This is a genomic window from Bradyrhizobium sp. HKCCYLS3013 (genome assembly GCF_051167615.1).
Classification (GTDB): Bacteria; Pseudomonadota; Alphaproteobacteria; order Rhizobiales; family Xanthobacteraceae; genus Bradyrhizobium.
Map to the genome: position 1 here is coordinate 40,915 of NZ_JBNPTK010000023.1, position 19,922 is coordinate 60,836.

The window sequence follows — 19,922 nt, forward strand, 5'->3', positions numbered from 1 at the left end:
AGGAAGTCATGAGCTGTCTCGAAGGACCGACGCATCCGGTGCCGGATTTCCTCACCGGGGAGACGCGCGCCTTCAACGCGGCCGAAGCCATGCGGCCGCGCGCGCCCGGCGACGTGCCGGCGGAAGCACGCAACGGCGGGCGCGTGAAAGCGCAGGACGCGCGGCCGGAAGGCGTCTACCTGCCGAACGACAACGTTCTGACGCCGAACATGCGATCACCCGACTACGTGCAAATGTCGACGGCAGCAGCGATCACCCTCGGCATCATGAACGGCTACATGCATCGCACCAGTTGCACCCGTTGCCTGAACCTGCTGCTGACCTATCCGGAGGGCTGCCGCGCCAACTGCGCTTATTGCGGGCTTGCGCGCCATCGCGAAGCGGAGCGCAACTATGCCGACCGCAACTTTATTCGTGTCGACTGGCCTGCGGTGCCTTACGACCAGGTGATCGACATCGTCGCATCGGGCGGCGACGGCGGGCGCTTCCATCGCATGTGCATCAGCATGATCACGCATCCGCGGTCGGACCAGGACACCCGCATCGTCCTGCGGAAATGGGTTGAACGCATCAGGCACGTGCCCGTGTCCATCCTGTCCAACCCGACGACGATGACCCGACTGGATGTGCAGGAGCTCAAGGATCTCGGCGCCGAGATATTTACGGTCGCGCTCGATGCCGCCAACCCGGCCATCTTTGACCGCACCCGCGGCCACGGCGTTCAATCGCCGCACAGCTGGGACAAATATTGGGAGATCCTGCTGGCCGCCGCCGAGATATTTGGCCCGGAACGCTTCGGCGCCCATCTCATCGTTGGGATGGGCGAGAGCGACCACGACGTTCTCTCGCAGGTGCAGAGAATTCGCGATCTCGGCGGCCACAGCCACCTGTTCGCGTTCTTTCCCGAACAAGGCTCGTTGATGGATCACCTCCCGCCGGCGCCGCGCCCGCAATGGCGACGCATACAGCTCGCCCGCTATCTCATCGACTATCGAAGCCATTCCCTGCAGCGCATGCGTTTCGACGAGCGCGGTCAACTCGTCGATTTTGGTCTGCCGCAGGACGAAGTCGACGCGATCATCGACGCGGGCGTGGCCTTCCGCACGTCCGGCTGCCCGGGCAAGGAGGCCGCTGACGTGTCCGCCTGCGACCGTCCCTATGGCGACTCGCCGCCGCGCGACATTGCCTCCTACCCGTTCAAGCCCGATCGTCGCGACATTCGCCACGTGCGCAGCCAACTCCGGCGCGGACTACCCAAATAACCGGGAGGAAGATGCGATGGCCAGCAGCGCCAGGTCATTTCGGGTCATCGACACCGGGATTCGGGGCGGACGCGCCAATATCGCCTTCGACCAGGCGCTCATCGACGCTCACAAGGCACGGCGGATTCCCGATACCATCCGCTTCCTGCGGTTTCGTCCGTCGGCGCTCGTCGGTATGCATCAGATCCTGAGCCATGAGGTCCGGCTCGACTATTGCCGGAGCAAGGGAATCGAGATCGGCCGGCGGATCACGGGAGGCGGCGGCCTCTATCTCGACGAGGGTCAGATCGGATGGGAGCTCGTGTTCGGCCGCTCCAGCCTCGGCGCCATGGATCTCACCGAAACGACACGCCGGATCTGCGAAAGCGTCGCACTCGGGCTCAACAAGCTCGGCGTTCCCGCGCGCTACCGCCCGCGCAACGACATCGATGTCGACGGCCGCAAGATCAGCGGCACCGGTGGCTTCTTCGACGGCGATACGCTGTTCTATCAGGGAACTCTGCTGATCGACTTCGATCCCGAGCAGATGATCGCTGCGCTCAAAGTGCCGGTGGAAAAGCTCGCCAAGCGCGACCTCGCTTCGGCCCGCCAGCGCGTCGTCAGCATGCGCGAGATCCTCGGCGACCACCTTCCTGATCTGGCCACCATCCAGCAAGCCCTGCTCGACGGCTTGGCCGAAGGCCTCGGCATTGTTCCGCAATGGGGCGAGGTGTCAATGCACGAAGAAGAACTCGCCGACCAATTGTATCGCGACGAGATCGGCCGTGACGACTTCGTCGAGATGGTCGACGCTCCCGAGGTGGACGGCTCGCTGGTCAGTGCCACTCTGACGCGGCGTGGCGGCAGCCTGCGCGCCGATATCCGCCTCGAGGGGCCGGACCGCGGACGGATTCGCGAAGCTCTGATCACCGGCGATTTCTTCGTCACGCCGCCACGCGTCATCCTGGATCTCGAGGCGGCGCTGCGCGGCGCCGAACTGGCCAATGCCGGATCGATCGTCGAGAACTTCTTCTCGCGCACGTCGGCCGACTTCGTCAATCTCGGCCCGCCGGACATTCGCGATGTTGTCGTCGCGGCAGCGCGGCAGCTCAGCTTCGTTGCGGCCGGCCGGAGGCTTCGCGGCCATTGGCTCGCGGCGACGCGACCGGAACGTCCGCCGCTCGTCCTGCTGCATGACGCCTTGGGCTGCGCCCGGCTGTGGCGCGATTTCCCCGAGCGGCTTGCGGCTGCGACCGGCTCCTCCGTCCTGGTGTTCGACCGCTGGGGCTCCGGTGACTCGGAGCCGCTCGAGCTGCCCCATTCGCGGCAATATCTGCTCGCCGAGGCTCTGGATGCCCTGCCCGAAGTACTACGGACGACCGGAGCGCGGCGTCCGATCCTGGTCGGACACTCCGACGGTGCTGCGATCGCGTTGACGTTTGCCGGCGCGTTTCCCGATGAGGTCAGCGGGGTCGTCGCGATCGCCCCTCACCTCTTCCGCGAACAGCGGACCGTTGACGGCATCGCCGCCCAGATCAGGGACTTCGAGCACGGTGACCTGAGGGCGCGGCTCGCACGGTATCATGGCAGCAGAACCGACCATCTTTTTGGCCGGCTGGTCGATGCCTGGACCGGAGAAGAAGCGCGCGACTGGGGTATCAAGCCCTACGTTGGACGGGTTCGCGCCCCGGTGCTCGCTGTTCAGGGCAGCGAAGACGAGTTCTTCACGCATGCGCAGCTTGAGACACTCCGCGCCCTCGTGCCGGCCCGGATCGAGACCTGCGTGCTGGAAGGCTGTGGGCACGCGCCCCACCAGCAGGCGACCTCGGCGGTGATAGCCGCGGCAGCCGGGTTCATCGATCGAGTGACCGCGGGAAACACAGTCGCCGCAGTCCCCGGCTCCGCCTGACGGACGAGCTCCGCGGGCAGCGAGACTCCATCAGCACCACCTAGCAGAAGGCGCGATAAAGGGCGGACATGACCTCGATTACTTCCGGCCGCGCAACCGAATAATACACGTTTCTGCCGTCCCGGCGTACCTTGACGAGATCGTCCGCGCGCAGCCGGGCAAGTTGCTGCGATACCGTCGGCTGGCGGAGCTGCAGCGAGTCCTCGATGCTGCTGACGGATTTCTCTCCGTCCAGCAGCAGGCAGAGAATGGCAAGCCGCGCTTCGTGCGACAACGCCTTGAGGAATTCGCTTGCCTTGTGAGCCTTCTCGAGCAACGCGTCAGGCTCGAGCGAAGACCTGCTGCGTGCACGCTTGGTTGCCATGTTCGTCCGCATATTCCTCAATCGCCCGATTCGGTCGGTTACATCCAGGCGGCCACTGCGTCGTGTCGATGGCCGCCCCGTGTTGCTATCACTTTGGCGAGGCGATAACAAACAGGCGGTCGCGCCTGTCCCGGCGCGGTTCGTGCGAGACGGTATCGAGACGCCGGAGCGAGCGTGTCCTGCTCACGCGCCCGCCATGTCTGACGAGCTGATGGAGAACTACAATCCGGCTTTCAGTTCGCCTAGCTTGCGATCAAGGGTTCGCAAGCTGATACCGAGGGAGTTCGCAAGCTCCCTGCGTCTGCCAACAAACACGCTTGTCATCTTCAAAGTGGGATTGCCGATGGTCACGAACGTACCGCCAGACGCCGACGCCGGCCGCTGGAACCGACGGTTCGAAAGCGATGATTTCGTTTTCGGAACCGACCCCAATCAATGGCTGCGCCGCCATGCCGGCGCGTTCCCGCACCGCGGTCGTATTCTCTGCGTCGCCGACGGAGAAGGCCGTAACAGCGTCTGGCTCGCCCGGCAGGGATTCCAGGTCGACGCCTTCGACATCTCGGAAGTGGGTCTGGCGAAAGCGAGCAAGCTTGCCGCATCAGCCGGAGTGAGCGTGAATTACCAGCTTGCCGATTGCGACGGCTTCGCGTGGCCAAGTGCGGCGTATGACGGCATCGCGGCGATTTTCGTGCAGTTCGCCGCCCCGGATTTGAGGAAGCGGCTGTTCGCGCGCATGATCGCAAGCCTGAAGCCGGGCGGGATCCTGATCCTGCAGGGCTATACGCCCAAGCAGTTGGAATACAAGACGGGCGGCCCTTCCGCCGTCTCGCACCTCTATACGGAAGCCATGCTCCGAGAGGCGTTCCATGAGCTGGAGATCATCGAACTGCGCGAATACGAGACCGAGCTCAGCGAAGGCAGCGGCCATCATGGCCGCTCTGCGCTGATCGGAATGGTCGCGCACCGGCCTTCCTGATCGCGCTCTCCTGGTCCACGGAATCGATCGCACGCATGCGTCTCATCTTTGACTCCAGTCAAGGATGAGACGCATTTCCTTTTCTAGGCAAGGCTAGTCGCAATGGACATCCAAATGACGAAATCCATCATGCCTGGCCGTAGAGGACGAGAATGCCAAGACGCTGAGCTGATCCTCGGAGAGCAAAATGGCCTATTCCATAGTCGAAGTCAGTCTCGTGACAGACTGAGATTTGCCCGGCTATCGGCTTCGCTGCGACGCTGGAGCTGATGGTTTTTGCGAAAGCGTGCACTCAGCCTTTGCGTGATCACGTGAGGACTTTCAGTCCCGTCAAGGCCAGCAGAGTCAGCAGACATACGGATCCGGAGAACAGCCATCGCGGCAAGATCGCGTGCGGCACGAAGCCGACGCCGCGGACGAAGCCTGCGCTCATGGCCCAGAATGCCAGACCGGCCGACAGGTGGTCGGCGCGCCCTGCGGCGTTCGCCAGGAACGGCGGATAGAGCGTGCTCGCCAGCATGATCACCAGCGCGGCCACGAGGCACGGCAGATGGATGCGCGCCTGAGACGTGGCTACCGGCGCCATGTTCATTCCCCCGTCCGGTTGCTGGCCTTGCGCGCCTCCTCGGTCTCGCCCCACATCGCGTTCATGATAGCAAGCAAGACAGCGAAGCCGACGCCGAGAGTCCAGGCGAAATACCACATGACTAAGCTCTTCGAGTTGGCCGCTCCGGCGGCGTGGGGATCGGACCGCCGTCAGTATGCGGAATGTTCGTTGGCGTGGATCTGGGCTTCCGTGACCTTGCCGTGCATGACGCGATAGGCCCAGCCGGTGTAGACGATGATCAAGGGCATCAAGACCATCGTGGCCCAGAACATCAGCCCCAATGTGAGGTGGCTGGAGACGCTGTCCCACACCGTGAGGCTGGCATCCGGAACCGAGGAGGACGGCATGACGAAGGGAAACATGCTGGCCCCGGCCGTGCCGATGACGCCCGCAATGGCAAGTGATGACGACACGAAGGCTGCGAGGGTGCGATCGGCGGCGGCGAGTGCGCCCGCTAGCAGCGCGCCCGCGATACCGAGCAGCGGCAGCGCCCACAGCACGGGCCATCGGCCATAGTTGCCCCACCACGCGTCGGCGCTGCGGACCACGGTCTTGGCGAGCGGATCTGGAAGCGCGGCCGGATCGAGCACCGACGTGATGGCGTAGCCCTGGAAGCCGCCGAAGCGCAGCCAGAGCCCGGCACCGATGAAGGCGATCACCATGATCGACGCGGCTCCGAGCGCACCACGGACGGCGCGGGCCTGGATGGCGCCTTCGGTGCGATGCGCCAGGTAGACGCCACCGTGCAGCGTGATCATGGCGCTCGAGACCACGCCCGCAAGCAGCGCGAACGGATTGAGGAGCTGCCAGAAACTGCCGCTATAGGTCGAGACCAGGTAGCGATCGAAGTGAAACGGAACGCCCTGGAGCAGATTGCCGAACGCGACGCCGAAGATCAAAGGTGGTACCGCCCCGCCGATGAACAGGCCCCAGTCCCAGGTCCGCCGCCAGGTGACGTTGTGGATCTTGCTGCGGTAGTCGAATCCAACGGGGCGAAAGAACAAGGCCCAGAGCACGGCCAGCATCGCCCAGTAGAATCCGCTGAACGCCGTTGCATACACCACGGGCCACGCGGCGAAGATCGCGCCGCCGGCGGTGATGAACCAGACCTGGTTTCCGTCCCAATGCGGGCCGACCGTATTGATGACGACGCGGCGCTCAGTGTCGGTGCGGCCGACGAATGGCAGCAAAGTGCCGACGCCCATGTCATGACCATCCATGATGGCGAAGCCGATCAGCAGCACCCCGACGAGCAGCCACCAGAGGACCTTCAATGTGGGATAATCGAGCATGACGGCGTCCTTCAGACGGGCTTGGGGTCGAATTGATAGCGGCCGGTGCCGAGGCTGCCCGGGCCGATCCGGGCGAACTTCACCATCAGATACATCTCGACCACCAGCAGCAGCGTGTAGAAGCCAACGAAGCCGGCGAGCGAGCCGTAGAGACTGGCGACGCTCAGCGTCGACACCGACAGATGGGTCGGCAGCACGCCGTAGATGGTCCAAGGCTGGCGGCCATATTCCGCGACGAACCAGCCGAGCTCGCTCGCGATCCAGGGCGCAGGCAGCAGCATCACGGCGGCACGCATGATCCATGGCCGCGCCGCACATTGCAGCCGCAGCGTGCTGAGAAAGGCCATTGCAAACAGGACAAGCATCGCAAAGCCGAGCCCGACCATCACGCGGAAGCTCCAGAACATCGGCGACACCGGCGGCACGGTATCGTCGACCGCACGATCGATCATCGCTGGCGTCGCCTGGGCCACGTCGGCGGTGTATCGCTTCAACAACAGGCCAAAGCCGAGATCGCCCTTGGTCTGCTCGAGCGTGGCCAGTGCAGCCTGGTCATGACGGTCCTTGCGCAGCGCTTCCAGCGCCTGGACCGCCGTGATGCCATCGACGATCCGCCGCCGGTTGTGTTCCTTGATCTCACGGATGCCGGGGATCGTCTTGCTGACGGAGCGTGTGCCGATCAGGCCCATCACCCAGGGAATCTCGATCTCCCAATCGTTCCGGCCCGCCTTCTCGTTGATGCCAGCCAGGAGCTTCAGCCCGGCCGGCGCCGGCTCGGTCTCCCACATCGCCTCCAGCGCGGCCATCTTGGTCTGCTGCGCCTCACCGACCGTGTAGCCGGACTCATCGCCCAGCACGATGACGCTCGCGACGCTGGCCAGCCCGAACGCGGCGGCGACCCGGAAGCTGCGCTTGGCAAATTCGATGTCGCGGCCCTTCAGGAGGTACCAGCTCGAGATCGACAGCACGAACATCGCGCCGGTGACGTAGCCCGCCGAGACGGTATGGACGAACTTGGCCTGCGCGTCGGGATTGAAGACGACGGCCCAGAAATCGACCATCTCCATGCGCATGGTCTGCCAGCTGAACGCGGCCCCCACGGGATTCTGCATCCAGCCATTGGCAATGAGAATCCACAGCGCGCTGAGATTGGTGCCGATCGCCATCAGCGAGGTCACCATCAGATGCTGGGTCTTTGGCAGGCGATCCCAGCCGAAGAAGAACAGGCCGATGAAGGTGCTTTCGAGGAAGAAGGCCATCAGGCCCTCGATCGCCAGCGGCGCTCCGAAGATATCGCCGACATAGTGCGAATAGTAGGCCCAGTTGGTGCCGAACTGGAATTCGAGCGTGATGCCGGTGGTGACGCCGAGCGCGAAGTTGATCCCGAACAGCTTGCCCCAGAAACGGGTCATGTCTTTCCAGACCACGGCGCCGGTCATCACGTACACGGCTTCCATGATCACGAGCAGCCACACCATGCCGAGCGTGAGCGGCACGAACAGGAAGTGATACATGGCGGTCGCGGCAAACTGCAGCCGCGACAGATCGACGAGTTGGTCGGGAATCATGGGAGAGCTCCTGGCAAGCCCAGCGGCTGCCGCGCGGAATTGACGCCGGCAAGATGAGCAGCAGTGGTCGGCGCATCGACGTCGATGCGGGCGTCGCGAACAAACGCCCACCACAGCGCCAGGAGCAGCACGAGTTTGGCGACGATCGCGACGCCCAGATGTCGGAAGAGGCGCCTGTCATTCATGGCCATTGCTTAACAAGACCCGTGCCAGCGGGCGGCGTGATGAATTATTGTGTTATTTCAATCTGTTGCCGAAACGGCCGTCATCGCGCCCCGTGCCATGATGCCAATTCTGGCATTATTTGGCAGTCCATGGCACAGTGCAGCGAAGGAACGACACGGAGCGGCGGAGCAGGATGACGTCGAAAGCGCGAGTGCCGGGCCGGCTGCCAGAGGCCACGCGCCGGAAGCCCGAACTTGCATCCTATCTCGAAGCCCTTCCGGAGCCGCATATTCTCGTCGACGAGCAGTACCGGATCATCGCTTCAAACGCGGCCTATCGCGCCCACTTCAGCCCCAACGAATCGGTCGTCGGCCGCACCTGTTATGAAGTGTCTCACCATTTCACCGTGCCTTGCGATCAGGCCGGAGAAAGCTGTCCGCGTGCGCGCCTGCAGAAAACCGGTCAGCGCGAGCGCGTGCTGCATCTGCATCACACGCCGATTGGCGAAGCCTACGTGAACATCGAGTTGACGCCCGTCCGCGACACGTTGGGACACGACGCCTGGTTTGTCGAGAAGATGGAGCCACTTCGGATTGCCAAGGGAGAGCCGGCGGCGCGAGGGTTGATCGGGCGTTCTGCGCCGTTTCGGCAGATGCTCGAACTGGTCGCGAGGGTTGGTCCATCGAACGCGAGCGTTCTGCTGCTTGGCGAGTCCGGCGTCGGCAAGGAGCTCGTCGCTGCGGCCGTTCACGAAGCGAGCATGCGCGCCTCGCACCCGCTGGTCGTCGTCGATTGCGCCAGCATGCCGGAGACCTTGTTCGAGAGCGAATTGTTCGGTCACGAAAAGGGCGCCTATACCGGCGCGCATACGGCAAAGAGCGGGCTGGTCGAAGCCGCCAGCGGCGGCACTCTGTTTCTCGACGAGGTCGGCGACATCCCCCTTGCGATGCAGGTGAAGCTGCTCCGGCTGCTCGAAAGCGGCACCTATCGCCGGGTCGGCAGCACGGAGCTGCGTCGCGCCGACGTGCGACTGGTCTCGGCAACGCATCGGGACCTCGAGCGCATGGTGGCAGACGGGCGCTTTCGCAACGATCTCTACTACCGATTGTCGACCTTTCCGATCCTTCTGCCGGCATTGCGCGACCGCCCCGGCGATCTACCGCTTCTCGCCGCAGCGCTGCTTGCCCGCGTGGCACCGGAGCGAAAGCTCACCTTGTCCCCCCCGGCACTCGAACGGCTCGAGGGCTACGCTTTTCCGGGCAATGTTCGCGAGTTGCGCAACGTGTTGGAGCGCGCGGCCCTGCTCTGCGATGACGATGTCATCTCAGCCGCAACGATCGAGCGTGCTCTGGCGTTGCGAGCGCCGGGCATCACGGGTCGCGACAATGCGCAGCGAACGGCAGCAAGGCTGCTGCATGCCGAGGATGAGAGCTCGCTGTCATTGAAGGAACGGGAAGCGCGAGCGCTTCGGACCGCCCTGTTGACGCATCGCGGCAATCGGGAAGCGCTTGCAAAATCCCTCGGCATCAGCCTGCGCACGCTTTACCGGAAGCTGAAGGAATTGGACGCTGGATAGGCGCTGTCGTCTACCAAGGAACTACGTCAAGTCCTCGCACACGAAAGAACAGGTCGTTGATGGGTGCGAGCACGCCGGCCGGCGGCCCGCTTCATCCTGATTGGGCTCTAAGCCCCCGGCGCGAGGAGACGATCCGCCGGACGCAATGGGTGCCGACGACGACGCATCCATGGATGGACCTCCATGCGATGGCCGCAGAACAAAGAAGGGCGGACCGCCGGCCAAGATCGCCAATCGGCTGCGGCCGCATCTGGTGCGCTGGCGTAAGATCGACGGATGCCGATCTGCAGAGCCGCGCGCAGCGGCCTTTTCGATACCGGCAAGGAGATCCGCTTCGATCAACCGCATGCACGATCGCCAGCCGCTCGCCGGCAAGATCCGCTCGGCATGGGGCATTCTGGAAGACGCAGGGCTTGGCGATGACGTCGTGCGTCACTCCCTGCGCCACACGGCCGCGACGTCGCTGACGCAGCAAGGCACCGACCATTGGCAAGCGGCCGGTTGGCTCGGCACGACCGTCGAGCAGTTAGAGCAAACCTACGGCCCCCACCATCAGGATTTCCAGGGCGAGGCGGCTGAGGCGTTTGGAGGAAGGCGGCAAATGCTCACGAACAGCCGATATGCCGAATGGTGCAGGGCGGCGCCGCGTGATTTCATTGTACGTTTCGTTGCGCTTCTCGGGAGATAAAAAGCTGAGCGCCTCAAAAAATGGTCGGAGCGGCAGGATTCGAACCTGCGACCCCTGCGTCCCGAACGCAGTGCTCTACCGGGCTGAGCCACGCTCCGACTTGGGAAGCCGGCTTATAGCGTCGGGTTTCCGTCTTCGCAAGGACACAAGGCAGGAAATCGCATCGAAATCGTCGATCGTCGGCGGAGGGGTTAACTGCTTGAGGCCGTGAGGCTTTGTCGGGCGGCCATGGCGCGGGCGCAATGCGACAGGCGAATTGTGCGCTTCATTCGAACGTCCCCGCCCGCTATAGCCGAGCGCGTAAGCCACCACCGTCTTGTACCATCGATGCCCACCGCACACACACCAGCGATCGAGACCAGGATCCTGCCCGCCGACGCGGCTGGAATCGCGCAGGCCGCGGCGGCGCTCGCCCGCGGCGGACTGGTCGCGTTCCCGACCGAGACCGTCTACGGCCTCGGCGCCGATGCGGCCAACGCCGCGGCCATCGCCCGCCTCTACCAGGCCAAGGGCCGGCCTGCCTTCAATCCGTTGATCGTCCATGTCGCCGACGTCGCGGCGGCACGGCGCATCGGCCGCTTCAATGCTACCGCCGAGCGTCTGGCCACCGCGTTCTGGCCGGGACCGCTGACCCTCGTGCTGCCGCAGAGCGACGGCTGCGCCGTGGCCGACCTCGCCACCGCCGGCCTCGACACGGTAGCGATCCGCGTGCCGGCGCATCCGATCGCGCAGGCGTTGCTCGCGGCGTTCGGCGGCGCCGTCGTGGCGCCCTCCGCCAACATCTCCGGCCACGTGTCGCCGACCACGGCGGCGCATGTCGCTGCCGATCTCGCGGGACGAATCGACCTCATCCTGGACGGCGGGCCGGTCGAGGTCGGCGTCGAATCGACCATCGTCGGCTGCTTCGATGCGCCGACGCTGCTGCGCCCGGGCGGTGTTCCGAGCGAGGCGATCGAGGCCGTGCTCGGCCATGCGCTGGCGCGGCCCGCCGCAGCGACGGACACGTCCGAGCAGCCTCTGGCACCGGGCATGCTGGCCTCGCATTATGCCCCGCGCGCCCGCGTCCGCCTCGACGCCAGCGAGGTCGCGCCCGGCGAGGCGCTGCTCGCCTTCGGACCCACGCCCCTGCCCGGCGCCAGCGAGGCCGCCGCGATCCTGAACCTCTCTCTCTCTGGCGATCCGGCAGAGGCGGCGATGCATCTTTTCGGCTATCTTCGCAGCCTCGATGCGAAGGGCGCGCGCAGCATCGCCGTGATGCCGATCCCGAATGACGGATTGGGCGAGGCCATCAACGACCGGCTGCGCCGCGCCGCCGCGCCGAGATAACACGGGAAGCGACCGACGATGAACATCAGCCAGCCTGCCCTGCCGCCGCTGCCACCCGACCTGATCGCGCAGTTCGCCGCCATCGTCGGCGAGCGCCAGGCGCTGACGGCGGAGACCGACGTCGCGCCTTACGTCACCGAGGAGCGCAACCTGTTCCACGGCCGCTCGCCGCTGGTGCTGCGCCCCGGCTCGACCGCCGAGGTCGCCGCGATCTGCAAGCTCGCCAGCCAGCATCGCATCGCGCTGGTGCCGCAGGGCGGCAACACCGGCCTCGTCGGCGGCCAGACGCCGCACAATGGCGAGGTGGTGGTGTCGCTCAGGCGCATGGACAAGATTCGTGACGTCGACACCGCCTCCAACACGATGATCGCCGAGGCCGGCGTCGTGCTGCAGGTGGCGCAGCAGAAGGCAGCCGAGGTCGACCGGCTGTTTCCGCTGTCGCTGGGCGCCGAGGGCAGCTGCACCATCGGCGGCAATCTCTCGACCAACGCCGGCGGCACCGCCGCGCTCGCCTATGGCGTCGCGCGCGAGATGGCGCTCGGGGTCGAGGTCGTGCTGGCCGACGGGCGGGTGCTGAATGCGCTGTCCAAGCTCAAGAAAGACAACACCGGCTACGACCTGCGCAATCTGTTCATCGGCGCCGAAGGCACGCTCGGCATCATCACCGCGGCGAGCCTGAAGCTGTTCCCGAAGCCGCGCGCGATCGAGACCGCGTTCGTCGGGCTCAAATCGCCGGAGGACGCGCTGAAGCTGCTGGCGATCGCCCAACGCGAGGCCGCCGGCAGCCTCACCAGCTTCGAGCTGATCGCCGCGATCGCGCTCGATTTCTCGATCCGCCACGCCGCCGGCAACCGCGCGCCGCTCGCGGGCGCTCATCCCTGGTTCGTACTGATGGAGCTGTCGTCGTCGCGCGACGATGCCCGGGCCACGCTCGAGACCATCCTGGAGCAAGGCCTCGAAGACGGCATCGTCGACGACGCTGCGATCGCCGACAGCCTCGCCCAGCGCATGGCGTTCTGGAAGCTGCGCGAGGACATCTCCGCGGCGCAGAAGCCGGAGGGCGGCTCGATCAAGCACGACATCTCGGTGCCGGTCGCGGCAGCGCCGGCCTTCATTGCGGAGGCCAACGCCGCCGTGGTGAAGCTGATGCCCGGCGCACGCCCGGTGCCGTTCGGCCATCTCGGCGACGGCAACATCCACTACAATGTCAGCCAGCCCGTCGGCGCCAATACCGCCGACTATCTCGCGCGCTGGCACGAGGTCAACGCGGTCGTGTTCGAGATCGTGCTGCGGATGGGCGGCTCGATCTCGGCCGAGCACGGCATCGGCGTGCTCAAGCGCGACGAACTGCCGGACGTCAAGGACCCGACCGCGATTGCGCTGATGCGCGCGATCAAGGCGCAGTTCGATCCGCTGGGGATCATGAATCCCGGCAAGGTGCTCTAGGCTTTCGACGCTCCCATGGACAGTCTCCCCGCTCTCGCGATTTCCGACATCACCGATGCCGACGTGCCCACGATCATTTCGCTGTGGCAGCGTTGCAGCCTGACGCGGCCGTGGAACGATCCGGCCGCCGACATCGCGCTCGCCCGCCGCGGTGACAGTTCCACGATCCTGGTCGGCCGCGTGGGCGACGCAATCGCGGCGTCGGCGATGGTCGGCCATGACGGCCACCGCGGCTGGGTCTACTATGTCAGCGTCGATCCCGAGCATCGCGGCCGCGACCATGGCCGCGGCATCATGGCCGCCGCCGAAGACTGGCTGCGGGCGCGCGGCATCGCCAAGCTGATGCTGATGGTGCGCGGCGACAACACCAAGGTGCAGGAATTCTACCAGGCGCTCGACTATGCCGTGCAGGACAGCGTGGTGTTCTCGAAATGGCTCGACGGCCGCCCGCCGACGCCGGGAATGAAGTAGAGGCCCAGCATGAGCATCTCCGACCGCATCCGCGTCCACGAGACGCGCGTGCTCTCCGACCATTACGGCACGCTGACCTCGACCAGGTTCGAGTGGCGGCGCGACGACGGCACCTGGCAGATGCAGAGCCGCGACGTGTTCGACCGCGGCAACGCGGCGGCGATCCTGCCCTACAATCTCGCGCAGCGCAGCGTCATCCTGGTCAAGCAGTTCCGCTATCCCGCCTTCGTCAACGGCCATGACGATCTCCTGATCGAGGCCGCGGCCGGTCTGCTCGACGACGCCTCGCCGGAGGAGCGCATCCGCCTCGAAGCCGAGGAGGAGACCGGCTTCCGGCTGCACGACGTCAGGTTCGTGTTCGAGGCGTTCATGAGCCCGGGTGTCGTCACCGAGAAGATCCATTTCTTCGTCGCCGCATACGAACCAGGGATGCGCGTCAGCGCCGGCGGCGGGCTCGCGCATGAGGGCGAGGAGATCGAGGTGCTGGAACTCGGGGTCGACGACGCGCTGGCGATGATCGCCGACGGCCGCATCCAGGATGCCAAGACCATCATGCTGCTGCAGCACGCCGCGTTGCGGATCTTTGGCTGAGCGCGGCCAACGCTCGGTCGCCGGTCTTGAGGCGACGGCATACGCGGCGATGACGATCTTCTCTGTCGAGATATCCCGCCTCAGAACAAACTCCCCTGCCCGTCATCGGCCACAGCTGAAACCTTGCGGGATGCAACCTTCTTCGCCGGCTTGCGCTGCGCGTCCTCGGCGGCGCGCATCTCCGCGGTCATCGGCAGCAGCAGTTGCTCGTCGTCGTTGGCCACCGTGTTGACGCGCGTCGACACCTCGTACCACGTGAACTCGCCCTCGCGAGGCGCGATCAGCAGCCTCATGGCCTCATCGGGATCGTCGGAACGGCAGTCGAGCCACAGCGAAAAATCATCCGGCCTGATCGTCACGGGAACACGATGATGCAGCGTGGCGAGATCGCGGCTCGCAGCCGCGGTGACGATCGCCACCGTGTCGACCTCCTCGCCGTTCGGCCCGCACCAGGTCTCGGCGAGGGCCGCGAAGCCGAGCGGCGCGTGGTCGCTGCGATGGATGAAGAACGGCCGCTTGCGGCCGTCGATCACCTGCCACTCGTAATACCCATCAGCGGGCACAAGGACGCGGCGCCGCCGAATCGCGTTCTTGAACGCGGGCTTCTCGCGTACTGACTCCGAACGCGCGTTGATCAGCAGCGTGAAACTACGGGGATCCTTGACCCAGGCCGGAATGAATCCCCAGCGCATGAGCCGGAAATGCCTGATGTCCTGATCCAGAAGAACTACGGGAATCGGCTGCGTCGGAGCGATATTGTGCCGCGGCGGAAAGTTCGGCTGTTCCTGGTAGCCGAAAATCTGCCTGAGAGCCGCGGGTGGTGAAGTGATCACGAAGCGTCCACACATAATCTCACTCAAATCGTCGTGTGTTCAGCACCTTTTAACTTGGGTTGCCAACACTGCAGCGGATGACCGCAGCGGCGACCCATTCCGTGCCTACCGATCGCACGACCCAACGACCGGCGGGCAGCGCCATTGACCCGGCGCGGGCCGCGATGCTGCGCGCTGCCAACATCAATCCGCGCACCGGGCTCGCCACCGACTATCTGAATCATTTCAACGAAGCCGTGATGCTGCTCGAAATGATTCCCGATATTCCGGAATGCGCCGAGGATTTTCTGGCGTGGTCGCCGCTGACCTATCCAGAACATTTCACGCACACCAATTTCAAGGCCCGCGATCTCGTCATCGAGGCCTATGAGCAGGCCGACCCGGCGATTCGCGACAAGTTCGATCATCTCACGAAGACCATGACCGACATCCTGCTCGCGGTCGGCAGCGCGATGCGCGATGCCAAGCAGGACGCGACCAAGGCCAAGCTCGCCGAGCAGGCCGCCAACTGGGTCAAGCCGCTGGTGGCCCAGGCCGGCGGCATCATCAATGGCGACATCGAATTCGATTCGGAGCCCGTGGCCGAAGTCGATGAGGTTGACGCCGTCGACGCCATCATGGCGAGCTTCTGAGTTGCACGGGCTGCCGGCGCGGTCGTCTTCGCGCTACGGTGCAGACCCCGCCTGGAGCCATTGGCATGACCGACCCGACGCCGCCCCGCCGTCCCCAGCTCGCCGTCAGCGCCGCGATCTTCCGCGACGGCAGGCTCCTGCTGGTACGCCGGGCGCGTTCGCCGGCCAAGGGCGTCTATACGCTGCCCGGCGGCCGGGTGGAGTTCGGCGAGACCCTGCACGAGGCCCTCGCGCGCGAGGTCATGGAGGAAACGGCGCTCTCGATCACAATCGTCGGGCTGGCCGGCTGGCGCGAGGTGCTGCCGGCCCAGGGCGGCGGCGGCCACTACGTGATCCTTCCCTTTGCGGCGCGCTGGCGGGCCGGAGAGCCCCGGCTCGACCCGGAACTGGACGATTTTCAGTGGCGCCGCCCCGATGCGCTGGAGGGCCTGACGCTGACCGACGGGCTGCCGGAGATCATCGCCGCCGCACGGACCCTGGTGTAGGCGCCTTGCGTCCGCGACGGGGCAAAGGCATATGACGTCGGTGTTCCCCATGATCCCCAAACGCCTCCTGGCCATCCTCATGCTCGTTGCCGCCTGCGCCGTCGTGCCGGCGCGCGCGCAGGATGCGGCCGCGCCGTTCGATGGCGATCTGCAACGGCTGGCCGAGATCCTCGGAACCCTGCATTACCTCCGCGGCATCTGCGGCAGCAATGAAGGCGCCAAATGGCGCAACCAGATGCAGGCCCTGATCGATGCCGAGACCCCGTCGGGCGAGCGCCGCGCCCGCATGATCGCCGGCTTCAACCGCGGCTATAACGGCTTCCAGCAGACCTACCGGACCTGCACGCCGGCCGCGATGGTGGCAATCCGCCGCTACATCGACGAGGGATCCAAGATCTCGCGCGACCTCACGGCGCGCTACGCCAACTGACCGCCGGGGATATCCCCGATTGCGTTAACCTTGTTAACCTTTCCTAAAGAACTGGCCTAGGCGTCCGCGCCCTGCGTGGTAAACCACACGGGTCCGGCGCGCCCGCGTTCGGAATCAACGTGCCTCGCGGCCCCCGCCAGACTGAATTCAATGAGCTTTCCCGTCACCTTCAGCGCCCTCCCCGCCGTCCTGCCCGACCACGAGCAGAAGCAGGCCGCGCTCAGCTACCTCAACGAAGCCTGGGCGGAAGCGCGCCACGACGGCGTCGACGGCGACTGCCTGGCGCAGGCCAGCCTGTTCGCGGCGCTCGCCGAGCTCGTGACGACCTATGGCGAGGACGCGGTCGCGACCTTCGTCGAGAGCCTGCCGGAGCGCGTCCGCAACGGCGAGTTCTCGCTGTCGCGCGCGACGCAGTAGGCTCGCCTTCCTCGCGTTACCGACTCCAAACGACGAACCGTAGGGTGGGCAAAGGCGCGCCACGTTGCCCGCGGATCATGCCGAACTGTTGCGCGCCGTGCCCACCATCGCGTTCCGAGTAGGCCTCACGACGGTGGGCACGCCACCGTCCTGCGGGCGGTCGCTTTGCCCACCCTACCGCTCGAGCGCGCAGTCGTATTGTGATTGCGACTGCATCGGCGTTTCGCTCACGTCAGCATTCATCTGCATATGTCAAACAGCGTTGGGACATGCCTCATCGTCCTCGCGGCGCGATGCGTCCGAGCAATGACCGGCGTTCGTCCCTCGTTCAATCGAGGGCGCAGGGAAGGCTGGGCGTCGGCTGACGCCCATGGCCCCCGTGCGAACAAGAATGCACGGGGCAGGAACCACAGGTGCAGCCGGATGAGCCCAGCCTTCCCTGCGCGATGGGTTTAACGCTTACTCCGTGCTCTCCCTGGGGACCGGCTTGATTGCCCCCATCGCCCGCGCCGACACTCTCGCATCGATCGCCGGCTTGACCTCGGCACCGGGAGGCCAGGACCACACGACTTCACGTCCGCATCGATGTTGTTCGTCCGCGCCAGCCAAAGCCACGCTGCAACCCGACACGTCCACCGCCTCCCCGCCTCGCGTCTCGTGACGACCGCGCGTACGCCCCTCTCGTTGAGGCGGGATGGATGGATGCCTATCACGAATTCTGCAAAAACGAAAGCACAATTTTTGCCGGCACGCGGCGGTGCGAAGGATCGTGTTGAGCCAGCGCAACAAATCCGTTTTCCGGCGCAGGCGTTCTGCCGGAGGCGCAGCAAGCCAACTGGCGCCGCATGATACCAAATCGCGCGAGTGATTTGCCCGACGTCGGCGCGCCTTCCCGGCGCGCCGCCCAAAAACCCACGCTTGTACTTCGGTCCGATTTCATCGGAGAATACACTCAGCGAACCAACATGCTCAATAAACTGCCACAACAACTTTGCAGCACGGTGGGGCATGACCTTTTGGATTATCGCAATTCAACTAATCGCGGCAGCCCTCATCATGGGAGCATTGCCGCTTTGGGACATCCTTAGAGATTCCAAAAAGAATAATATCCCCAAAGAGGCAAAGCCGACATCCTCCCCTAAGCCAGAGAGATCAAATCTGATCAGCTTTCGGATGGTAAAATCCCTACTCAGCACCGCCATGCTGCAACTGCGCGAACAAAATGCATTAGTAACCGCAGTTGCGACAGTCGTTATGGCGGCTTTCACAATTTCTCTTGCCATCGATTCCTCAAGGCAGGCCGATTCAATAAGCGGTCAACTTAACGTCATGAAAAGTCAGCTGGAGGAAATGAAAGCCCAACGCCTTGTTACTATCGCCCAACTGCGCGCCAATCTCAGGCGCGAGCAATTGGCGATCAGGCCGATAACACCTAGAGACATTGTCGGAGATCTTGCCGCAGATGACAACACTATCTACTGGGAAATCAGCTCTCACTGGACAAACGTCGGAAGCACTGATGCAAAACGTGTGATCGGATGGTGGGAAATGAAATCGTTTGACAACGGGATCAACGGCCATTTCGGCATTATGAAATCGTGCCCAGAGATCAAAACAATAAAACCGACACCTCCCTACAATGGAGTTACAATTGAGAAAGACAAGGACGTTTACCAATTTCCGAAAACACTCTCGTTAGCTGACGCAACAAGAGCTCTCCAGGGGCAAACATACATTTTAGCTTGGGGACAAACTTATTACAATGACGTATTCACAAAGGCAGTTCACTACCATAATTGGTGCGTTCGGCTACTACCCAACGATCTCAAAAAGAGCATCTTCAGCCAGCCCAAAATGAGTGAGGATAGCTGGGATGAAGACGCCGGCTAGCAACCATTCACCCCATCCTGTCGACGCGAAGAGTCCGCAAAGGCCCACAAGCAAAACATCCGTGGACGGCAACGACACCGCGTTCCCCCGTCAGCCCCCGGGGCCGTCCTTCATGATGTAGCCCATCAGATCGTCCACGTCGTGCTCCAGATCCCGGATGATGTTCTTGACCACGTCTCCGATCGAGATCACGCCCACGACCTTGCCCGCGTCAAGCACGGGCAGATGGCGAAAACCACGCTGCGACATCATGGCCATGCAACTGTCCAGCCGGTGGTCCGGCCTGACCGTCACCGGGTTGGCCGTCATCACCTGGCTGACCGGCGTCTGCTTCGCATCGAGCCCGGGCAGCAGCACCTTGATGGCGCAGTCCCCCTGCGTCACGATGCCGACCAGCACGCCGTCATCGATGACCAGCACCGACCGGACCCGGTTGTCGCGCATCTTGCGCAAGGCTTCGACGACCATGTCGCCGGAACGAACATGGATCACGGCGCTACTCTTCTGGGCCAGCGCGCTTCTTACTATGCTCATCGACGTCCCCTCGTGGACCCCTGTCGTGCCCCGCCTTGATGGTCCGCCTCGAAGGATAGTCGAATTGCCTGGCCGCGTCAGCACCGCTGCCGAGGCCGAGCGCCGGCCCGTGAACCGAACGACGTCTGGGTAAGGGGCGGCCTCTTGATCCCTGGGGATTGCAGACGCCGGGGCCTGCCAAGAGGGTGGAACCGTCGGGTGCCGCCCAAATTGCTGCTCGGCAAGCGTATGTCGATCGACCCTGGCGGTCAGGTGGACAGCGGTGGCGTACCGCAGCTCCTCCCCCACGTCCGCATCGCCCCTGGCGGCGGACATTCGCCTTCATTGGCCGAGCCCCACGCGCTCATTCAGGCTCGAAGGCAGTCGTAGCGCTGGGATCCGACAGCGGACGAGGACCTGCCCAACGGCAGCCCTTGGCAACCATGTCGCGTCCGAAACCCTTCACCATTTGAAGGCTTCTGACGTCAATGAAAATGCGCCC

General features: G+C 64.5%; 22 protein-coding genes and 1 tRNA gene. 14 read left to right on the forward strand and 9 right to left on the reverse strand.

From position 1 onward, the window contains the following. Positions 1-8: 8 nt before the first annotated feature. Positions 9-1,262 carry a radical SAM protein gene (locus ACQR1F_RS29355; protein WP_434882120.1) on the forward strand — a complete coding sequence of 418 codons (1,254 nt, stop codon included), beginning with the start codon at positions 9-11 and terminating at the stop codon, positions 1,260-1,262. Continuing rightward, positions 1,159-3,150, forward strand: a complete 1,992-nt coding sequence (locus ACQR1F_RS29360; protein ID WP_434914348.1) for an alpha/beta fold hydrolase — start codon at positions 1,159-1,161, stop codon at positions 3,148-3,150. The genes ACQR1F_RS29355 and ACQR1F_RS29360 overlap by 104 nt, the downstream gene beginning before the upstream one ends. A gap of 40 nt (positions 3,151-3,190) precedes the next feature. Here ACQR1F_RS29360 and ACQR1F_RS29365 read toward each other — a convergent pair whose 3' ends face one another. Further along, positions 3,191-3,514, reverse strand: a complete 324-nt coding sequence (locus tag ACQR1F_RS29365; protein ID WP_315802226.1) for an ArsR/SmtB family transcription factor — start codon at positions 3,512-3,514, stop codon at positions 3,191-3,193. A 196-nt stretch (positions 3,515-3,710) separates the two neighbouring features. Here ACQR1F_RS29365 and ACQR1F_RS29370 point away from each other — a divergent pair, with 196 nt between their 5' ends. Further along, the gene (locus tag ACQR1F_RS29370; RefSeq protein ID WP_434886906.1) at positions 3,711-4,490 is read left to right on the forward strand and encodes a class I SAM-dependent methyltransferase; all 780 of its coding nucleotides are present in this window, start codon (positions 3,711-3,713) and stop codon (positions 4,488-4,490) included. Between the two features lie 307 nt (positions 4,491-4,797). Here ACQR1F_RS29370 and ACQR1F_RS29375 read toward each other — a convergent pair whose 3' ends face one another. From ACQR1F_RS29375 to cydP, 5 genes are read right to left on the reverse strand one after another with little or no spacing between them, the layout of a single operon-like run. Beyond that, the gene (locus ACQR1F_RS29375) at positions 4,798-5,082 is read right to left on the reverse strand and encodes a cyd operon YbgE family protein (protein ID WP_315802224.1); all 285 of its coding nucleotides are present in this window, start codon (positions 5,080-5,082) and stop codon (positions 4,798-4,800) included. Continuing rightward, positions 5,079-5,195: a cytochrome bd-I oxidase subunit CydX gene (cydX, locus tag ACQR1F_RS29380; RefSeq protein WP_315802223.1), complete on the reverse strand. Its 117-nt coding sequence runs from the start codon at positions 5,193-5,195 to the stop codon at positions 5,079-5,081. The genes ACQR1F_RS29375 and cydX overlap by 4 nt, the downstream gene beginning before the upstream one ends. 51 nt (positions 5,196-5,246) lie before the next feature. After that, on the reverse strand, positions 5,247-6,389 hold the full coding sequence (gene cydB, locus ACQR1F_RS29385) for a cytochrome d ubiquinol oxidase subunit II (RefSeq protein WP_315802222.1): 1,143 nt from the start codon (positions 6,387-6,389) through the stop codon (positions 5,247-5,249). Between the two features lie 11 nt (positions 6,390-6,400). After that, positions 6,401-7,957: a cytochrome ubiquinol oxidase subunit I gene (locus tag ACQR1F_RS29390; protein WP_434914349.1), complete on the reverse strand. Its 1,557-nt coding sequence runs from the start codon at positions 7,955-7,957 to the stop codon at positions 6,401-6,403. Next, positions 7,954-8,142: a cytochrome oxidase putative small subunit CydP gene (gene cydP / locus ACQR1F_RS29395; protein WP_315802220.1), complete on the reverse strand. Its 189-nt coding sequence runs from the start codon at positions 8,140-8,142 to the stop codon at positions 7,954-7,956. The genes ACQR1F_RS29390 and cydP overlap by 4 nt, the downstream gene beginning before the upstream one ends. Positions 8,143-8,315: 173 nt before the next feature. On the opposite strand from cydP, the gene ACQR1F_RS29400 reads away from it, so the two are divergent. Further along, entirely contained in the window at positions 8,316-9,698 is a 1,383-nt protein-coding gene (locus tag ACQR1F_RS29400; protein WP_316217273.1) for a sigma-54 interaction domain-containing protein, read from the forward strand. 145 nt (positions 9,699-9,843) lie between these two features. Next, on the forward strand, positions 9,844-10,386 hold the full coding sequence (locus ACQR1F_RS29405; protein ID WP_434840362.1) for a hypothetical protein: 543 nt from the start codon (positions 9,844-9,846) through the stop codon (positions 10,384-10,386). A 21-nt stretch (positions 10,387-10,407) separates the two neighbouring features. Here ACQR1F_RS29405 and ACQR1F_RS29410 read toward each other — a convergent pair. Further along, positions 10,408-10,484: transfer RNA gene (locus ACQR1F_RS29410), tRNA-Pro, on the reverse strand. A gap of 229 nt (positions 10,485-10,713) precedes the next feature. Between ACQR1F_RS29410 and ACQR1F_RS29415 the strand changes: the two genes are divergently transcribed. Genes ACQR1F_RS29415 through ACQR1F_RS29430 form a run of 4 tightly spaced genes read left to right on the forward strand, consistent with a single transcriptional unit; the run spans position 10,714 to position 14,220 of the window. After that, positions 10,714-11,712, forward strand: a complete 999-nt coding sequence (locus ACQR1F_RS29415) for an L-threonylcarbamoyladenylate synthase (RefSeq protein WP_434914350.1) — start codon at positions 10,714-10,716, stop codon at positions 11,710-11,712. Between the two features lie 18 nt (positions 11,713-11,730). Beyond that, entirely contained in the window at positions 11,731-13,158 is a 1,428-nt protein-coding gene (locus tag ACQR1F_RS29420) for an FAD-binding oxidoreductase (protein WP_434914351.1), read from the forward strand. Positions 13,159-13,173: 15 nt separating this feature from the next. Continuing rightward, positions 13,174-13,629 carry a GNAT family acetyltransferase gene (locus tag ACQR1F_RS29425; protein ID WP_434914352.1) on the forward strand — a complete coding sequence of 152 codons (456 nt, stop codon included), beginning with the start codon at positions 13,174-13,176 and terminating at the stop codon, positions 13,627-13,629. Positions 13,630-13,638: 9 nt separating this feature from the next. Further along, positions 13,639-14,220, forward strand: coding sequence for an NUDIX domain-containing protein (locus ACQR1F_RS29430; RefSeq protein WP_434914353.1), 582 nt, complete (start codon positions 13,639-13,641; stop codon positions 14,218-14,220). Positions 14,221-14,300: 80 nt separating this feature from the next. On the opposite strand, the gene ACQR1F_RS29435 is transcribed toward ACQR1F_RS29430, so the two are convergent. Then, positions 14,301-15,068: an SOS response-associated peptidase gene (locus tag ACQR1F_RS29435; RefSeq protein WP_434914354.1), complete on the reverse strand. Its 768-nt coding sequence runs from the start codon at positions 15,066-15,068 to the stop codon at positions 14,301-14,303. A 62-nt stretch (positions 15,069-15,130) separates the two neighbouring features. On the opposite strand from ACQR1F_RS29435, the gene ACQR1F_RS29440 reads away from it, so the two are divergent. The 5 genes from ACQR1F_RS29440 (at position 15,131) to ACQR1F_RS29460 (ending at position 18,907) form a co-directional block, all read left to right on the forward strand. Then, positions 15,131-15,685 (forward strand): hypothetical protein, encoded by a 555-nt coding sequence (locus ACQR1F_RS29440; protein ID WP_409997911.1) that lies wholly within the window; start codon positions 15,131-15,133, stop codon positions 15,683-15,685. A 65-nt stretch (positions 15,686-15,750) separates the two neighbouring features. Continuing rightward, positions 15,751-16,170: an NUDIX hydrolase gene (locus tag ACQR1F_RS29445; RefSeq protein ID WP_315802180.1), complete on the forward strand. Its 420-nt coding sequence runs from the start codon at positions 15,751-15,753 to the stop codon at positions 16,168-16,170. Between the two features lie 31 nt (positions 16,171-16,201). Next, positions 16,202-16,600 carry a TIGR02301 family protein gene (locus ACQR1F_RS29450; protein ID WP_315802179.1) on the forward strand — a complete coding sequence of 133 codons (399 nt, stop codon included), beginning with the start codon at positions 16,202-16,204 and terminating at the stop codon, positions 16,598-16,600. 150 nt (positions 16,601-16,750) lie between these two features. Then, the gene (locus ACQR1F_RS29455) at positions 16,751-17,017 is read left to right on the forward strand and encodes a hypothetical protein (RefSeq protein WP_434914355.1); all 267 of its coding nucleotides are present in this window, start codon (positions 16,751-16,753) and stop codon (positions 17,015-17,017) included. Positions 17,018-18,025: 1,008 nt separating this feature from the next. Further along, on the forward strand, positions 18,026-18,907 hold the full coding sequence (locus tag ACQR1F_RS29460) for a hypothetical protein (protein WP_434914356.1): 882 nt from the start codon (positions 18,026-18,028) through the stop codon (positions 18,905-18,907). Positions 18,908-18,997: 90 nt separating this feature from the next. On the opposite strand, the gene ACQR1F_RS29465 is transcribed toward ACQR1F_RS29460, so the two are convergent. Further along, on the reverse strand, positions 18,998-19,441 hold the full coding sequence (locus ACQR1F_RS29465) for a CBS domain-containing protein (RefSeq protein WP_315802855.1): 444 nt from the start codon (positions 19,439-19,441) through the stop codon (positions 18,998-19,000). Positions 19,442-19,922: the final 481 nt, after the last annotated feature.

Bases quoted from the DNA above. Each gene is read 5' to 3' on its own strand.
- ACQR1F_RS29405 (WP_434840362.1), top strand. From the start codon at position 9,844: ATGGGTGCCGACGACGACGCATCCATGGATGGACCTCCATGCGATGGC.
- ACQR1F_RS29400 (WP_316217273.1), top strand. From the start codon at position 8,316: ATGACGTCGAAAGCGCGAGTGCCGGGCCGGCTGCCAGAGGCCACGCGC.
- ACQR1F_RS29355 (WP_434882120.1), top strand. From the start codon at position 9: ATGAGCTGTCTCGAAGGACCGACGCATCCGGTGCCGGATTTCCTCACC.
- ACQR1F_RS29445 (WP_315802180.1), top strand. From the start codon at position 15,751: ATGACCGACCCGACGCCGCCCCGCCGTCCCCAGCTCGCCGTCAGCGCC.
- ACQR1F_RS29430 (WP_434914353.1), top strand. From the start codon at position 13,639: ATGAGCATCTCCGACCGCATCCGCGTCCACGAGACGCGCGTGCTCTCC.
- ACQR1F_RS29455 (WP_434914355.1), top strand. From the start codon at position 16,751: ATGAGCTTTCCCGTCACCTTCAGCGCCCTCCCCGCCGTCCTGCCCGAC.
- ACQR1F_RS29420 (WP_434914351.1), top strand. From the start codon at position 11,731: ATGAACATCAGCCAGCCTGCCCTGCCGCCGCTGCCACCCGACCTGATC.
- cydX (WP_315802223.1), bottom strand. From the start codon at position 5,195: ATGTGGTATTTCGCCTGGACTCTCGGCGTCGGCTTCGCTGTCTTGCTT.
- cydP (WP_315802220.1), bottom strand. From the start codon at position 8,142: ATGAATGACAGGCGCCTCTTCCGACATCTGGGCGTCGCGATCGTCGCC.
- ACQR1F_RS29435 (WP_434914354.1), bottom strand. From the start codon at position 15,068: ATGTGTGGACGCTTCGTGATCACTTCACCACCCGCGGCTCTCAGGCAG.
- ACQR1F_RS29425 (WP_434914352.1), top strand. From the start codon at position 13,174: ATGGACAGTCTCCCCGCTCTCGCGATTTCCGACATCACCGATGCCGAC.
- ACQR1F_RS29460 (WP_434914356.1), top strand. From the start codon at position 18,026: ATGACCTTTTGGATTATCGCAATTCAACTAATCGCGGCAGCCCTCATC.
- cydB (WP_315802222.1), bottom strand. From the start codon at position 6,389: ATGCTCGATTATCCCACATTGAAGGTCCTCTGGTGGCTGCTCGTCGGG.
- ACQR1F_RS29360 (WP_434914348.1), top strand. From the start codon at position 1,159: ATGGCGACTCGCCGCCGCGCGACATTGCCTCCTACCCGTTCAAGCCCG.
- ACQR1F_RS29390 (WP_434914349.1), bottom strand. From the start codon at position 7,957: ATGATTCCCGACCAACTCGTCGATCTGTCGCGGCTGCAGTTTGCCGCG.
- ACQR1F_RS29370 (WP_434886906.1), top strand. From the start codon at position 3,711: ATGTCTGACGAGCTGATGGAGAACTACAATCCGGCTTTCAGTTCGCCT.
- ACQR1F_RS29365 (WP_315802226.1), bottom strand. From the start codon at position 3,514: ATGGCAACCAAGCGTGCACGCAGCAGGTCTTCGCTCGAGCCTGACGCG.
- ACQR1F_RS29440 (WP_409997911.1), top strand. From the start codon at position 15,131: ATGACCGCAGCGGCGACCCATTCCGTGCCTACCGATCGCACGACCCAA.
- ACQR1F_RS29415 (WP_434914350.1), top strand. From the start codon at position 10,714: ATGCCCACCGCACACACACCAGCGATCGAGACCAGGATCCTGCCCGCC.
- ACQR1F_RS29450 (WP_315802179.1), top strand. From the start codon at position 16,202: ATGACGTCGGTGTTCCCCATGATCCCCAAACGCCTCCTGGCCATCCTC.
- ACQR1F_RS29375 (WP_315802224.1), bottom strand. From the start codon at position 5,082: ATGAACATGGCGCCGGTAGCCACGTCTCAGGCGCGCATCCATCTGCCG.
- ACQR1F_RS29465 (WP_315802855.1), bottom strand. From the start codon at position 19,441: ATGAGCATAGTAAGAAGCGCGCTGGCCCAGAAGAGTAGCGCCGTGATC.